Source organism: Kitasatospora sp. NPDC127116 (genome assembly GCF_042677365.1).
Lineage (GTDB): Bacteria > Actinomycetota > Actinomycetes > Streptomycetales > Streptomycetaceae > Kitasatospora > Kitasatospora lactacystinica.
The window spans coordinates 127,284-141,898 of sequence record NZ_JBHXTL010000002.1; the positions used below are offsets into that span (position 1 = coordinate 127,284).

Consider the following 14,615-nt stretch of genomic DNA (forward strand, 5'->3'; position numbering starts at 1 on the left):
TGCGCCCCCCCCCCACCCCCCCGCCCCGCCCGCCCGCGCCCGCCCGGTGGCGGGGGGCCGCCCCCGGGACGGGGGGACGCGCTACTTGTTGACCACCGTCAGGGGGAGCATCTTCTTTCCGGTGGGGCCGATCTGGATCTGGGTGTCCATCTGCGGGCACACGCCGCAGTCGAAGCACGGGGTCCAGCGGCAGTCGTCGACCTCGACCTCCTCCAGGGCGTCCTGCCAGTCCTCCCAGAGCCAGTCCTTGTCGAGGCCGCTGTCCAGGTGGTCCCAGGGCAGCACCTCCTCGTAGGTGCGCTCGCGGGTGGTGTACCAGTCGACGTCGACGCCGGTGCCGGACAGGCCCTTGTCGGCGCAGGCCATCCAGCGGTCGTACGAGAAGTACTCGCGCCAGCCGTCGAAGCGGCCGCCGTCCTCGTAGACCGCGCGGATGATCGCGCCGACCCGGCGGTCGCCGCGGGAGAGCAGGCCCTCGACGATGCCCGGCTTGCCGTCGTGGTAGCGGTAGCCGATGTTCTTGCCGTACTTGCGGTCGCCGCGGATCGAGTCGCGCAGCTTGGCCAGGCGGGCGTCGGTGTCCTCCGCGGACAGCTGCGGGGCCCACTGGAACGGGGTGTGCGGCTTGGGCACGAACCCGCCGATGGAGACGGTGCAGCGGATGTCGTTCTGGCCGGTGACCTCGCGGCCCTTCTGGATGACGTTCTTCGCCATCTCGCCGATCTGGAGCACGTCCTCGTCGGTCTCGGTCGGCAGGCCGCACATGAAGTACAGCTTCACCTGGCGCCAGCCGTTGCCGTACGCGGTGGCGACGGTGCGGATCAGGTCCTCCTCCGACACCATCTTGTTGATCACCTTGCGCATGCGCTCGCTGCCGCCCTCGGGGGCGAAGGTGAGGCCCGAGCGGCGCCCGTTGCGGGACAGCTCGTTGGCGAGGTCGATGTTGAAGGCGTCGACGCGGGTGGACGGCAGCGACAGGCCGATCTTGTCCTCGGTGTACCGGTCCGCCAGGCCCTTGGCGATGTCGCCGATCTCGGTGTGGTCGGCGCTGGACAGCGACAGCAGGCCGACCTCCTCGAAGCCGGTCGCCTTCAGCCCGCGCTCCACCATCTCGCCGATGCCGGTGATGCTTCGCTCCCGCACGGGGCGCGTGATCATGCCGGCCTGGCAGAAGCGGCAGCCGCGGGTGCAGCCGCGGAAGATCTCCACGGACATCCGCTCGTGCACCGTCTCCGCGAGCGGGACGAGCGGCTGCTTCGGGTACGGCCACTCGTCCAGGTCCATCACGGTGTGCTTGGACACCCGCCACGGCACGCCCGGGGCGTTCGGCACGACGCGGCCGATCCGGCCGTCGGCCAGGTACTCCACGTCGTAGAACTTCGGGACGTACACCCCGCCGGTGCGGGCCAGGCGCAGCAGCAGCTCGTCCCGGCCGCCCGGGCGGCCCTCGGCCTTCCAGGCGCGGATGATCTCCGTGATGTCGAGGACGGCCTGCTCGCCGTCGCCGACCACGGCGCAGTCGATGAAGTCGGCGATCGGCTCCGGGTTGAAGGCCGCGTGGCCGCCGGCCAGGACGATCGGGTCCTCGTCGGTGCGGGCCGCGGCCTCCAGCGGGATGCCGGCCAGGTCGAGCGCCGTGAGCATGTTGGTGTAGCCGAGCTCGGTGGAGAACGACAGCCCGAACACGTCGAAGGCCTTCACCGGGCGGTGGGCGTCCACGGTGAACTGGGGGACGTCGTGCTCGCGCATCAGCGCCTCGAGGTCCGGCCAGACGCTGTAGGTGCGCTCGGCGAGCACGCCCTCGCGCTCGTTCAGCACCTCGTAGAGGATCATGACGCCCTGGTTGGGCAGGCCGACCTCGTAGGCGTCGGGGTACATCAACGCCCAACGGACGTCGCAGGCGTCCCAGTCCTTGACGGTCGAGTTGAGCTCGCCGCCGACGTACTGGATCGGCTTCTGGACGTGCGGGAGGAGGGCCTCCAGGCGTGGGAAGACCGATTCGACAGTCATGTACTAGGAACCCTTACGACGTGATTCGGTGCCGCTGGCCGGCACGGGAGGGGTGACCCTCAAGGGTAGCCCAATCCGGGGAACGGGCCGTCTGCCCCGGATCACGGGCCCCGCGCGCTCCGGCGCCTCCCGGACGGCCGGTGTCCGCCCGTGCCCGCCGCCGTCCGCCGGCACCCGCCGGTGCCCGCCCCGGCACGCGCAGTGCGCGCCCGCCGGCCGGTGCCGTCCGCCGTTGACACGCCCGGAAGGACCGTGCGGTACTGACAGGGCTCCGCCAAAGAGATCTGCCCCCCTTCCGGACAAGGAAGTTGAGTCGTACGCTCGGCCCTCTCGGTTTTCCGGCCGGCGCGACCCTCCCTCACCACGGGCCGCTCCGGCACGGCCCTGTCCGCCCCCGCCAGGCCCCGTCCCGGCTCCGCTCGGCCCCCGTCCCGGCCCGCGCGGCGCCCCGCCCCGTTCCCGCCCCCGTCCCCCGCCCGCACGCCGTGCCCGGCGGCGCACCCGCACGCCCGCGCCCCGGCGGCCGTACGACCGGCGCTAGGAGAACCATGACCGACACCGGTCGGCGGATCCGCCCCCTCCGGCCCCTCGACAACCGGCCGGCCCGCTACCCCACGCCCGCCCAGGCCGAGTCCGCCGCCCGCCGGCTCGCCCTGCGGCACCCGGACCGCTGCCGGCTGCGCGAGGTGGGCCGCTCCCGGGCCGGGCGCCCGCTGATGCTGCTCTCCGTGGACCGCGGGCCGCGCGCGGTGCTGGTGGTCGGCGGCCCGCACCCCAACGAGCCGATCGGCACCGCCGGGACCGTCCGGCTCGCCGAGGTGCTGCTGGACCGTCCCGCCTGCCCCGGCGTCTCCTGGCACCTGCTGCTCTGCCTCGACCCGGACGGTGCCGCGCTCAACGCCGGCTGGCTGGACGGCCCGCTCACCATGCGGCGCCACTACGAGCACTTCTTCCGCCCCTCCTTCGAGGAGCAGCCCGAACTGCTGCCCGCCCCCGGCTCCGGCCGCCCGCCGATGCCGGAGAGCCTGGCGCTGACCGGCCTGATCGACGAGCTGCGCCCCTTCCTCCAGTGCTCGCTGCACGGGGTGGACTTCGGCGGCGCGTTCGTCCAGCTCACCCGCCCGGTCCAGGGCCTGGCCGGGCGCTTCGCCCGCTCCGCGGAACGGGCCGGCGTCCCGCTCGACGTGGACTCCTACGACGCGATCGGCTGGGCCAGCCCGGACCCGGGCACCTATCTGATGCCGGCCCCGGGCACCGGGGGTTCCCGGGCCCTGCCGGACGAGCCGGAGCTGTCCACCTGGTCGTACGCGGCCCGGTACGGCGCGGTCAGCGCGGTGCTGGAGGTCCCGATGTGGGCCGTCGACGCGGTCGGCGACGCCCGTCCCCACCCGGCCGGGGCGCAGACCCTCGCCGCGGCCGCCCGCGACCTCACCGCACGCGCCGAGGAGCTCGCCGCCCTGCTCCCGGGCGTCGCCGCGCACCAGTACGAGGCCTACGGCCACGAGGCGTTCGGCCCGCTGCTGCGCACCGTCGAACTCAGCCTGGCGGCCGCCCCGCGGGTGGCCGAGGAGTGGCTGGAGCGCTGGGGCTCCGAGCCGCTCACCGCCTCCCGGGTGACCACCGCCGGCCTGGTCGCGGCCCGCGTGCCGCTGCGGGTCGCGTCGGTCCTGCTGCGGCTGCTCGCCGACGCCCGCGACCCCGCCGCCGAGGCCGCCCGCGACCGCGCCCGCGCCGTCGTCACCGACAGCCTCGACCGGCTGCGCCACCGCTTCGGCGCCCGCTGGGTCCCCGTCCAGGAGCAACTCGCCCACCAGACGCGGGCCGTCCTCACCACCGCCGACTGCCTGCTCTAGGGTGCCCGGCCCGGATCCGCCGGCCCGGTTCCGCCGGGCGGCCTCGCGCAGGGCCGCGGTACGCGGAGCCCGCACCGCGGAATCCGCGTGCCGGGCGCGGGTGTTGGGGCGGGTGACGGGATGTGGGCGGCGGTGGCGGTGGAGGGTGGGGCGGGTGGCGGGGAATTCGGGGGAGGCCGGGGGGCGCTCGGTGGCCGGGCGGGTGTTCTCGGTGCTGGAGGCGTTCGACGGGGAGCGGGAGTCGCTGCGGCTGGCCGAGATCGCGCGGCAGACCGGGCTGCCGGCGCCGACGGCGCTGCGGATGGTGCGTGAGCTGGTCGCCTGGGGCGCGCTGGAGCGGCAGCGGGACGGCGGGTACCGGCTGGGGCGGCGGCTGTGGGCGCTGGGGGCGCTGGCGCCGTGCCTGCGCCGCATCCGGGAGCTGGCGCAGCCGGCCCTGCGGGAGCTGCACGAGCGGACCGGGCAGACCGCGCTGGTGGCGGCGCTGGACGGCCGTTCGGCGCTGCTGCTGGACCGGCTGCCGAGTGCGGCGGCGCAGTCCTCGCCGTTCCAGGTGCGGGTGGGCGGGCGGATGGACCTGCACGCCACGGCGGTGGGCCGGGTGCTGCTGGCGCACGCGCCGGAGGCGCTGGTGCGGGAGGTGGCGGCGGGTCTGTCGGCGGCGGGCGCGCGGCACACCCGGTACACGGTGGTGGCGCCGGGCCGGCTGGGCCGGGAGCTGGCGGCGGTGCGGCGCGGGGGTGTGGGGTACGCGCGCCGGGAGATGCAGCCGGCGTACGGGGCGGTGGCGGTGCCGGTGTTCCATCCGGACGGTTCGCTGCTGGCCGCGCTGGGGCTGGTGGTGGCCGCGCCGGTGGATCCGGCCCGGTACGAGGGGCGGTTGCGCGAGGCGGGGCGGCTGATGGCGGCCGAGGTCGCGCGTTCGGTGGCCGCGGAGGAGGCGCCCCCCGCCGGGTGACACGCCCCCGGAGGGGGTCTTCCCCGGGTGACGCGCCCCGCCGGGCGGCGTCTTCCACTGGGTGGAACGCCGCGGTGGCCAGGAACCGCCGGTAGCGGGCACCCTGGTGCGCGAAACGGGCGAACGCGCAGGCATCGGAGGCCGCAGTGCACAGCAGCGGTGGCAGGACACCGGCCGCGCGGGGCCTCGCCCCGTCGGCGGGTGGTCCGGGCAGCCGTGGCCGATGTCGCGCCCTCGACCGCGCCCGTGGCACCGGTGTGCCCGGCGCCCCCTGCCGCTCCTCGGCCTGCCGCGCCTCGGCCTGACGCCCGAGCGAGGCCCGGCGCGGATCCGACGCGGGATCCGACGCAGGATCCGCCCCATCTTTCTCCTCTCCCCCTTCCCCCGCCGTGCGCGCCCGCGCCCGGCGGCAGTCCCGTACGCCCTCCACCGGCACCACCAAGGAGTCACCCATGCCCAGCAGACCCGTGCCCGCCGCCCGGCGCGTCCGCCGTCCGTTCGCCGTCCCCTCGTCCGTGCCCGCCGCCGGTCTGGCGGCCGTCCTGCTCGCCGGCTGCTCCTCGGCGGGCCCGGCCGGGCCGGGGGCGGGCGCCGAGGGTGCCCCGGTGCGCGGCGGCACCCTGAAGTACGCGGTGGCGGTCGGCACGTCCTGCCTGGACCCGCACGTCAGCCCCGGCGACGTGACGGCGGTGATCCAGCGCAACGTCTTCGACTCGCTGGTGTACCTGGACGACAAGGGCGCCTTCCACCCGTGGCTGGCGAAGTCCTGGCAGATCTCGCCGGACGCCCGCACGTACACCTTCCAGCTGCGCGAGGGCGTCACCTTCCACGACGGCACGGTCTTCGACGCGGCCGCGGTGAAGGCCAACCTGGACCACGTCAAGGACCCGAGGACCAAGTCGCTGTACGCGGCCAGCCTGCTCGGCCCGTACACCGGCACGGAGGTGGTGGACCCGCACACCGTCCGGGTGTCCTTCGCCGAGCCGTACGTGCCGTTCCTGCAGGCGGTCGCCACCCCCTACCTGGGCATCGCCTCGCCGAAGTCGCTGGCGGAGAAGGCGGACCAGCTGTGCGCGGGCGGCGAGAACTCGGTGGGCACCGGGCCGTTCAAGGAGACCGAGTACGTCAAGAACGACCACGTCGAGTTCAAGCGCAACGACGCCTACGCCTGGGCCCCGGAGGGCGCCGCGAACCAGGGCGCGCCGTACCTGGACGGGCTGACGATCCGCTTCCTGCCCGAGGACTCGGTCCGCAGCGGCGCGCTGACCAGCCGCCAGGTGGACGCGGCCACGCTGCCGGTCACCGCGGTGCGCACGGTGCGGGCGGCCACCGGCATCGAGGTGAACCGCACGCAGAACCCCGGCGTGGTCTACTCGCTGTTCCTGAACACCACCCGGGGGCCGCTGCAGGACGAGCGGGTGCGCCGGGCCGTCCAGCGGTCGGTGGACGTGGACGCGCTGGTCAAGAGCATCTACTTCGGCGAGTACGAGCGCGCCTGGAGCCCGCTGAGCCCGACCACCCCGGCGGCGTACGAGGCCGGGCTGAAGGACGCGCTGCCGCACGACGCGGCGGCGGCCGGCAAGCTGCTGGACGAGGCCGGCTGGAGCGCCAGGGACGCGGACGGCTACCGGGTGAAGGACGGCAAGCGGCTGACCCTGCACTGGCCGTACATCGCCTCGCTGGTGCGCGACCAGCGCGACACCCTGGCGGCGGGCATCCAGGCGGACCTGAAGAAGGCCGGGGTCGAGCTGGTCCGCGACTCGATCGACAACGGCACCTACTTCAAGATCTACGCGAGCGGCGACTACGACCTGTGGGACAACTCCTGGGTGCGGGCCGACCCGGCGATCCTGGCGGGCTTCTACCTCTCCTCCAACACCCCGGCGGCCGGCGGCCAGAACGTGTCGCTCAGCAAGGACCCGGAGCTCGACGGCTGGCTGACGGCGGGCGCGGCGACCACCGATCCGGCCGCCCGCAAGGCCGACTACACCAAGGCCGAGCGGTGGGCGGTGGAGCACGGCACGGTGCTGCCGCTGTACGTGACCACCAATCTGATCGGGCACACCCAGCTCGTCCGGGGCCTGGCGTTCGACGCGAACGCGTGGCCGCAGTTCGCCGGCGTCTGGAAGAACAAGTGACACGGGTCGCGCGCGCGGTGCTGCACCGGCTGGGCGGTGCGGTCCTGGTGCTCTGGGGTGCGGCCACCCTGGGGTTCCTGGCGCTGCACCTGGTGCCCGGCGACCCGGTGTCGACCCTGCTCGGCGGCTCGGTGACCACCGGTTCGGCGGCCGTCCGGGCGGAGATCACCCGGGAGTTCGGGCTGGACCGCCCGCTGTTCGAGCAGTACCTGACCTTCCTGGGCCGGCTGCTGGGCGGCGACCTCGGCCGCTCCTACCAGCAGCAGCAGCCGGTGAGCCGGATCATCGGCGAGCAGCTCGGCCCGACCGCGGGGCTCGCGCTGACGGCGTTCGGGCTGATCCTGGTGTTCGCCCTGGTGTCCGCGGTGACCACGGCCGGGCGGCGACGGGCGGTGCGCGGCGCGGCCTCCGGGGCGGAGCTGCTGGCGATCTCCACCCCGCCGTTCTGGCTGGGGGTCCTGCTGCTCACGCTGTTCTCCTTCCACCTGCGGCTGTTCCCGGTCGCCGGGGCGGAGGGCTGGCAGTCGCTGGTGCTGCCGGCGGTGACCCTGGCGGTGCCGTTCGGCTCGCTGCTCTCGCAGGTGCTGCGGGAGGGGCTGGAGTCGGCGCTGCACGAGCCGTTCGCACTGACCGCCCGTTCGCGCGGGATCGGCCCGCTGGCGCTGCGCGGCCGGCACGCGCTGCGGCACGCGCTGGTGCCGGCGGTCACGCTGGGCGGCTGGCTGGTGGGCGGGCTGCTGGGCGGGACGGTCCTGGTGGAGACGGTGTTCGCCCGGCCGGGTCTGGGCCGGGTGGCGCTGGACGCGGTCACCGGGCACGACCTGCCGGTGGTGATCGGGCTGATCCTGCTGTCCGCCGCGGTCTACCTGGTGGTGAACACCGCGGTGGACGCGCTCTACCTGCTGATCGACCCCCGGCTGCGCGGCGCCGGCCGGGTGCGGGAGGTGGCGGCATGACCGGCCCCCTCTCCCCCGGCATCGCCCCCGCCCCCGACGCCGTTCCCGCCCCCGACTCCGACGTCGCGCCGGCCTCCGGGCCGGCCGCCCGGGCGGTCCGCTCGGGCGGCGGGCGGGCGGACCGGGTACGGCCCGGGGTGCTGCTCGCCGCGCTGGTCCTGGCGGCGGCGGTGGTGGCCTGCGCCTGGCCCGCCCTGCTCGCGCACGCCGACCCGACGGCGGCCGACCCGGTCGCCGCGCTCACCCCGCCGGGGGCCGAACACTGGCTGGGCACCGACCAGTTGGGCCGGGACGTGTACGCCCGGGTGGTGCACGGCGCCCGGTACTCGCTGCTGATCGGGCTCGGCGCGACGGCGCTGTCGGTCCTGGCGGGCCTGCTGGTCGGCCTGCCGGCCGCGCTGTCCGGCCGGATCGGCGACCAGGTGGCGATGCGCGCGGTGGACGTCCTCCTGGCGCTGCCCGAACTGCTGCTCGCGCTGCTGGTGATCGCGGTGGTGGGTCCGGGCACCGGCAACGCGCTGCTGGCCATCGCGATCGCGGCCACCCCCGGGTTCGCCCGGCTGGTGCGCGGGCAGGCGATGGTGGTGCGCGGCTCGGAGTACGTGCGTGCCGCGACGGCCCTGGGGGTGCCCCGGGCGGCCGTGGTGCTGCGGCACGTGCTGCCGAACACCCTGGGGCCGCTGACGGTGCCCGCCACGCTGGCCGTCGGCACCGCCGTGGTCTCGGGCTCGGCGCTCAGCTTCCTCGGGCTCGGACCCAAGGCGCCCGCCCCGGAGTGGGGGGCGATGCTCTCCCAGGGGCGCGACTTCCTGTCCACCGCCTGGTGGATCGCGGTGTTCCCGGGGGCCGCCATCACCGCCGTGGTGGTCGCGATCACCGTGCTCGGCCGTCAGTTGCACCGCCGCCTGGAAGGACGGACGCCATGAGCCCGATCGTCGAACTGGAGGGCCTGAGCGTCGAGTTCGGCCACGGCAGGCAGCGGACCGCGGCGGTGGCCGGGGTGTCGCTGTCGCTGTCGGCGGGCGAGTGCCTGGCGCTGGTCGGGGAGTCCGGCTCGGGCAAGAGCGTCACGGCCCGGACGCTGGTCGGACTGACCGCGCCCGGTGCCGCCGTCCGGGCCGAGCGCTTCCTGGTCGAGGGCCGGGACGCCGCCGCCTTCGGCGAGCGGGAGTGGCGCCGGGTGCGCGGCCGCACCGTCGCACTGGTGCTCCAGGACGCGCTGTCCGCGCTGGACCCGCTGCGCCGGGTGGGCACCGAGGTGGGCGAGCCGCTGCTCGCCCACCGGGTGCTGCCGAAGGCCGAGGTGCCGGGCCGGGTCGAGGAGCTGCTGGGCGACGTCGGGGTTCCGGAGCCGGCCGAACGGGCCCGGCAGTACCCCCACCAGCTCTCCGGCGGGCTGCGCCAGCGGGCGCTGATCGCCTCCGCGCTGGCGGCGGGGCCGCGGGTGCTGGTCGCGGACGAGCCGACCACCGCGCTGGACGTCACGGTGCAGGCCCAAGTGCTCGACCTGCTCGGCGAGTTGAAGGCCAAGGGGACGGCCCTGCTGCTGATCAGCCACGACCTGGCGGTGGTGGCCCGGCTGGCGGACCGGATCGCGGTGATGAAGGACGGCCGGATCGTGGAGAGCGGACCGGCCGACCGGGTGCTGGGTACGCCCGAGCACCCGTACACCCGGATGCTGCTGGCGGCCGCGCCCGATCCGGACCGACCGGGGCCGGCCCCGGCGGCCGACGCGCAGGAGCGGAAGCAGGAACAGGACCAGGGGCAGGAGCAGGACCGGCTCCTCACCGCCAGGGGCCTGGTGAAGCGCTACCGCACCCCGGACGGCGGCCTGCGGGAGGCGGTCGCCGACGTGTCGTTCACGCTCGCGCCCGGCGAGACCCTGGGCATCGTCGGCGAGTCAGGCTCCGGCAAGAGCACCACCGCCCAGCTGGTGATGGGCATGCTGGCCCCGGACGCCGGGGAGGTGCTGCTGGACGGCCGCCCGTGGAGCGCGCTGCCCGAGCGCGAGCGCCGTCCGGCCCGGGCCGCCGTGCAACTGGTCCACCAGGACCCGCTGGCCTCCTTCGATCCGCGCTTCACCGTCCGGCGGATCCTGGCCGAGGCGCTGGCGGTCGCCGGGGTGGCCCGCGGCGCGGCCCGGCGGGAGCGGGCGGTCGGACTGCTGACCCAGGTGGGCCTCGGCGAGCAGCACCTGGAGCGGCGGCCGCGCTCGCTGTCCGGCGGGCAGCGCCAGCGGGTGGCGATCGCCCGGGCGCTGGCCACCGGGCCGCGGCTGCTGGTCTGCGACGAGCCGGTGTCGGCACTGGACGTCTCGGTGCAGGCGCAGGTGCTGGAGCTGCTGGCCCGGCTGCGGGCCGAGCTGGGCCTGGCGATGCTGTTCATCTCGCACGACCTCGCGGTGGTGCGCCAGGTGAGCGACCGGGTGCTGGTGATGAAGGACGGCCGGGCGGTCGAGTACGGCCCGGCCGAGCGGGTGTTCCGCTCCCCCGAGCACCCGTACACCCGGCAGCTGCTGGCGGCGGTGCCCCGGCTGCCCGCACGGACCGCGGCGGTCTGACGGGCCCCGGCACACGACGGCGCCCCGGCGGGAACGTCCCGTCGGGGCACCGTCGTTCGGAGCCGGACACCGCTCCGGCCGGGTGCGGCCGTCGGCCCGGCAGGAGCCGGACGCCGGGCGGGCAGGAGTCGACCGCCAACCCGGCAGGACCGGCCGTCAGCCCGGCAGGAACCGCCGGAGGATCGGCGCGGCCCGGTCGGCGAGGTCGTGCTCGCCGTCCGGGGTCGGGTGCAGCCCGTCCGCGTAGACCCGGTCGGCCTCGGCGACGGGCAGCACCTCGCGGCCGTCGACCAGGTGCAGCCGCCGGTCGCCGAGCCGCTGGAGCACCCGGACCGCCTCGCCGGTCAGCTCCCGGATGCCCTCCAGGGTGAGCCCGGCGGCGTTGACCGCCTTCTCCCGCTCCACCGAGGGCAGCGCGGCGATCACCGCGATCGGGGTGTCGGGGTGGCCGTCGCGGACGGTCTCGACGAAGCCGCACACCGCCGAGCCCCAGCTGCGCGCGGTGAACACGCTGCGGATGTAGGCGTTGGTGCCGATCTCCAGGGTGATCAGCTCGGCCGGGGTGTCCCGCAGGACGCGGGCGACCAGCGGGTCCAGGTACGCCTCCCCGGCGAAGCCGAGGTTGCGCAGCCGCCAGCCGTGCCGGACGGCCACCAGGGAGACCCAGCTCTCGGACGGGCCGTGCGGGAACATCGCGTGGGTGAGCGAGCTGCCGTACGCGATCCAGCGCGGGCCGGTGCGTTCGAGCGGCTCCAGCACCCGGTGGCCGTGCAGCGAGAGCCGGCCGATCCAGGTGCGGCTGAGGTGCGGCAGCCAGATCTCCACCTCGGCCGGGCCGTTCGCGCCGGCGGGCAGCGGCAGGGTGAGCCGGTGGCGGCCGGGCACCGGGTGCCACCGGTGGGCGACGACGCCGTCCACCACCACGTCCAGCGGCGCGCTGCCGGGTTCGGCGTCCAGTTCCAGGACCAGTTCGACGGCGTCGGTGCGCAGGCCGAAGCGGGCGCCGGCCGGGAGTCGGGCGAGGCGGGCGAAGTCGGCGGAGAGGGTGGTCGCCACCCGGTCCAGCGGCAGGCGCAGCGGGATCCAGCGGTCCTCGTGCCGGGCCAGGCCGCTGATGCCGTCCCAGGAGAGCCGGGGGTCGTCCGGGGTGAGGTGTTCGACGGCGGCGGCGGTGGCGGCGGGCCGGGTGGCGGTCACGCCCGGCCCTCCTGGAGGTCGGCGGCCAGGGCCTGCGCCTCGGCGGGCGCGGCCTCGGCGGGCGGCGCCTGCGCGGCGTCCCCGCCCTTCGGCGCCCCCAGCCCGAGGGCGGCGGCGACCAGCCCGACGGCCGAGAAGAGCGCGGCGACCAGGAAGGCCCAGTGGTACGCGGAGAGCGAGGGCGAGGCGCCGCCGACGCCGGTGAGCACCGCCGCGCCGACGGCGACGCCGATGCCGCCGCCGAGCTGGAGGGCGGCGGTGACCAGCGCGGTGGCCAGCCCCTGGTCCTCGTTCTTCACGCCGCCGACCGCGGCGATGTTGAAGGCGAGGAAGCTGGTGCCGTTGCCGAGCCCGTGCACGATCAGCGCGGGCAGCAGGACGCTCAGGTAGTTGCTGTCGGTGCCGGTGCGCAGGAACAGCAGGATGCCGCCGCCCTGGAGGAGCAGGCCGAGGACGGCCGCCGGGCGCAGCCCGGAGCGGTTGATCAGCTTGGGCGCGAGGTTGACGGCGAGCAGGATCGCGGCGGCCATCGGGACGATCGCCAGGCCCGCCTGGAGGGCGCTGTAGCCGAGCACCTGCTGGAGGTAGAGCAGGGCGATGAACTGCCAGCCGATGGTGGCGCAGGCCCAGACCAGGCCGATGGTGTTGGCGGTGGACAGGGTGCGAGAGCGGAAGATCCGCAGCGGCAGCAGCGGGTCGGTGCGGCGCTGCTGGATGACCACGAAGACGACCAGCAGCACGACGGCGGCGATCAGCGAGCCGAGGGTGGCGGCGGAGCCCCAGCCGGCTTCGGGGGCGCGGACGAGTCCGAGGACGAGCAGCAGGACGCCGGCGGTGGCGGTGAGCGCGCCGGCCGCGTCGAAGCCGGGCCGTTCGCCGGTGCGCGCCTGGTCGGGGGCGACGGCGTAGTTGGTGACGGCGAGGACGAGCGAGGCGACGACGAAGGGGACGAAGAAGATGAGCCGCCAGTGCACTTCGGTCAGGACGCCGGAGAACACCAGGCCGGCCGCGTAGCCGCTGGCGCCGGTGAGGGAGAAGATGCCCATCGCGCGGGTGCGCTCGGGGCCCTCCTTGAACGTGGTGGTGATGATCGACATCGCCGCGGGGGCGATGAAGGCGGCGGCGACGCCCTTGATGACGCGGCTGACGACCAGCAGGGTGCCGTCGGAGACGAGCCCGCCGGCGAGGCTGACCAGGGCGAACACGGCGGTGGCCCAGAAGAAGAGCCGGCGCCGGCCGAAGAGGTCGGCGGCTCGGCCGCCGAGCAGCAGGAAGCCGCCGTAGGCGACGGCGTAGCCGGAGATGATCCACTGCAGCGTCTCAGGCCCGAGGCCGAGGTCCTGCTTGATCTCCGGCAGGGCGACACCCATCAGGGAGACGTCCATCGAGTCGAGGAAGAGCTGGGCGCAGAGCACCAGGAGTGCCAACCCCTTGTGCGCGCCGAGGGTGCGGGGCGCCGTGTCCGGCATCGGCCCTCTCCCAATCCATCTGGCAGACAATCGTCTGCATCTCAATCAAGTGGGCTGAACGTAGCAGTCAAATCATCTAGCGTCAAACAATCTCTGCGCCACGCGACCACCAACACCCCTTGCATCTCCGCGAGTTGACTTCCTATTGTTTGATAATTGCCGAACCTTAGAAATATCGGCCCTACCCACGGGGGAGTTGCCCACCCATGCCCGAATCCGTCAGACGTCCCCGCCTGCCCTCGCTCACCGGCGTCAGATTCCTGATCGTGGTCCCGGTCTTCGCCTTCCACGCGGACATGGAGAAACCGTTCGGCGACGCGGGGGTCGCCGACGCCTACGCCTGGCTCGTCGCCAACGGCGCCTGGACCGCGATCAGCTGCTTCTTCGTCCTCAGCGGCTTCGTGATCACCTGGGGCTCGCGCCCCGACCACAGCGCCCGCGGCTTCTGGCGCCGCCGGGCCGCCAAGATCTACCCGCTGCACGTGCTCACCTGGGCCGCCGCGCTGGTGCTGCTCGCCGTGGCCGGCCACGCCGCGACCGCCCGCCAGGCCGTTCCCAACCTGTTCCTGGTGCACACCTGGAACCCGGACCGCGAGGTCTTCTCCAGCCTCAACGACGTCAGTTGGTCGATCTCCTGCGAGATCTTCTTCTACGCCGCCTTCCCGCTGCTGGTGCGCTGGATCCGGAAGATCCGCCCCGAACGGCTCTGGGCCTGGACCGCCGGGGTGATCGCCGCGGTCCTGCTCGTCCCGGCCGCCTCCGCCCTGCTGCCGGACCGTCCGCCGCTGCCCTTCGGTTCCGGCTCGGTGTGGCAGTTCTGGTTCGTCTACGTGTTCCCGCCGGTGCGGCTGCTGGAGTTCGTGCTGGGCATCCTGCTCGCCCGGATCGTCCTCACCGGCCGCCGGCTGCCGATCGGCGCCCTGCCCGCCGCCCTGCTCCTGATCCCGGCCCAACTCCTGGCCAAGCAGCTGCCGTTCCTGTGGGGGCTGACCACCCCCGCGATCGTCCCGATCGCCCTGCTGCTGCCCGCGCTCGCCGCCCGGGACGTGGCCGGCCGGCGCACCTTCCTCACCTCCCGGCCACTGGTCACCCTCGGCAGCTGGACCTTCGCCTTCTACCTGGTCCACCGGCTGATCCTGGACCACGGCCACCGCGCCCTCGGCGCCGGACGGACCTTCACCACCCCGGTCGCCGCCGCGCTGCTGCTCGGCGCGTTCACCGCCGCCTGGCTGCTCGCCGGGCTCCTGCACCGGTGCGTCGAGCTCCCGGCCGTACGGCTGCTCGCCGCACCCCGCCGGCGCACCGCCGACGCCACGCCCCCGAGCCCCCCGGTCGGCCCCCCGGCCGGCCCGGCGCCCGCCCCCGACCCGGACACCGGCCGCCTGACCGAAGCCCCGACCACCTGATCCCGAGCCCGCGCCCGCACCCGCACCCCCGACCGGAACCACGACCACCAGACCACGACCGCCCGACC

The 14,615-nt window shown here is 75.0% G+C and carries 10 protein-coding genes; 7 read left to right on the forward strand and 3 right to left on the reverse strand.

The window, feature by feature from the left end; genetic code table 11:
* Positions 1–81 precede the first annotated feature (81 nt).
* Positions 82–2,010: a TIGR03960 family B12-binding radical SAM protein gene (locus ACFVHV_RS01625; RefSeq protein WP_359908081.1), complete on the reverse strand. Its 1,929-nt coding sequence runs from the start codon at positions 2,008–2,010 to the stop codon at positions 82–84.
* Positions 2,011–2,558: 548 nt separating this feature from the next.
* On the opposite strand from ACFVHV_RS01625, the gene ACFVHV_RS01630 reads away from it, so the two are divergent.
* From ACFVHV_RS01630 to ACFVHV_RS01655, 6 genes are all read left to right on the forward strand, one after another.
* On the forward strand, positions 2,559–3,863 hold the full coding sequence (locus ACFVHV_RS01630) for a M14 family zinc carboxypeptidase (RefSeq protein ID WP_359908084.1): 1,305 nt from the start codon (positions 2,559–2,561) through the stop codon (positions 3,861–3,863).
* Between the two features lie 154 nt (positions 3,864–4,017).
* Positions 4,018–4,821, forward strand: a complete 804-nt coding sequence (locus ACFVHV_RS01635) for an IclR family transcriptional regulator (protein ID WP_380348052.1) — start codon at positions 4,018–4,020, stop codon at positions 4,819–4,821.
* A 452-nt stretch (positions 4,822–5,273) separates the two neighbouring features.
* Entirely contained in the window at positions 5,274–6,959 is a 1,686-nt protein-coding gene (locus ACFVHV_RS01640; protein WP_359908088.1) for an ABC transporter substrate-binding protein, read from the forward strand.
* Entirely contained in the window at positions 6,956–7,915 is a 960-nt protein-coding gene (locus tag ACFVHV_RS01645) for an ABC transporter permease (protein WP_359908091.1), read from the forward strand. Before ACFVHV_RS01640 ends, ACFVHV_RS01645 begins: the two co-directional genes overlap by 4 nt.
* Entirely contained in the window at positions 7,912–8,841 is a 930-nt protein-coding gene (locus ACFVHV_RS01650) for an ABC transporter permease (protein WP_380348054.1), read from the forward strand. The genes ACFVHV_RS01645 and ACFVHV_RS01650 overlap by 4 nt, the downstream gene beginning before the upstream one ends.
* Entirely contained in the window at positions 8,838–10,475 is a 1,638-nt protein-coding gene (locus ACFVHV_RS01655; RefSeq protein WP_380348056.1) for a dipeptide ABC transporter ATP-binding protein, read from the forward strand. Before ACFVHV_RS01650 ends, ACFVHV_RS01655 begins: the two co-directional genes overlap by 4 nt.
* A 156-nt stretch (positions 10,476–10,631) precedes the next feature.
* Here the strand turns inward: ACFVHV_RS01655 and ACFVHV_RS01660 are convergent, their stop codons facing one another.
* The gene (locus tag ACFVHV_RS01660; protein WP_359908099.1) at positions 10,632–11,672 is read right to left on the reverse strand and encodes an SGNH/GDSL hydrolase family protein; all 1,041 of its coding nucleotides are present in this window, start codon (positions 11,670–11,672) and stop codon (positions 10,632–10,634) included.
* Positions 11,669–13,141 carry an MFS transporter gene (locus tag ACFVHV_RS01665; protein ID WP_380348058.1) on the reverse strand — a complete coding sequence of 491 codons (1,473 nt, stop codon included), beginning with the start codon at positions 13,139–13,141 and terminating at the stop codon, positions 11,669–11,671. Before ACFVHV_RS01665 ends, ACFVHV_RS01660 begins: the two co-directional genes overlap by 4 nt.
* A 206-nt stretch (positions 13,142–13,347) precedes the next feature.
* On the opposite strand from ACFVHV_RS01665, the gene ACFVHV_RS01670 reads away from it, so the two are divergent.
* Complete coding sequence (locus tag ACFVHV_RS01670; protein ID WP_380348060.1) at positions 13,348–14,547, forward strand: acyltransferase family protein; 1,200 nt, start codon at positions 13,348–13,350, stop codon at positions 14,545–14,547.
* Positions 14,548–14,615 lie beyond the last annotated feature (68 nt).

Coding starts and splice junctions, on each gene's coding strand:
- ACFVHV_RS01625 (WP_359908081.1), bottom strand. CDS start 2,010: ATGACTGTCGAATCGGTCTTCCCACGCCTGGAGGCCCTCCTCCCGCAC.
- ACFVHV_RS01630 (WP_359908084.1), top strand. CDS start 2,559: ATGACCGACACCGGTCGGCGGATCCGCCCCCTCCGGCCCCTCGACAAC.
- ACFVHV_RS01640 (WP_359908088.1), top strand. CDS start 5,274: ATGCCCAGCAGACCCGTGCCCGCCGCCCGGCGCGTCCGCCGTCCGTTC.
- ACFVHV_RS01650 (WP_380348054.1), top strand. CDS start 7,912: ATGACCGGCCCCCTCTCCCCCGGCATCGCCCCCGCCCCCGACGCCGTT.
- ACFVHV_RS01655 (WP_380348056.1), top strand. CDS start 8,838: ATGAGCCCGATCGTCGAACTGGAGGGCCTGAGCGTCGAGTTCGGCCAC.
- ACFVHV_RS01665 (WP_380348058.1), bottom strand. CDS start 13,141: ATGCCGGACACGGCGCCCCGCACCCTCGGCGCGCACAAGGGGTTGGCA.
- ACFVHV_RS01670 (WP_380348060.1), top strand. CDS start 13,348: ATGCCCGAATCCGTCAGACGTCCCCGCCTGCCCTCGCTCACCGGCGTC.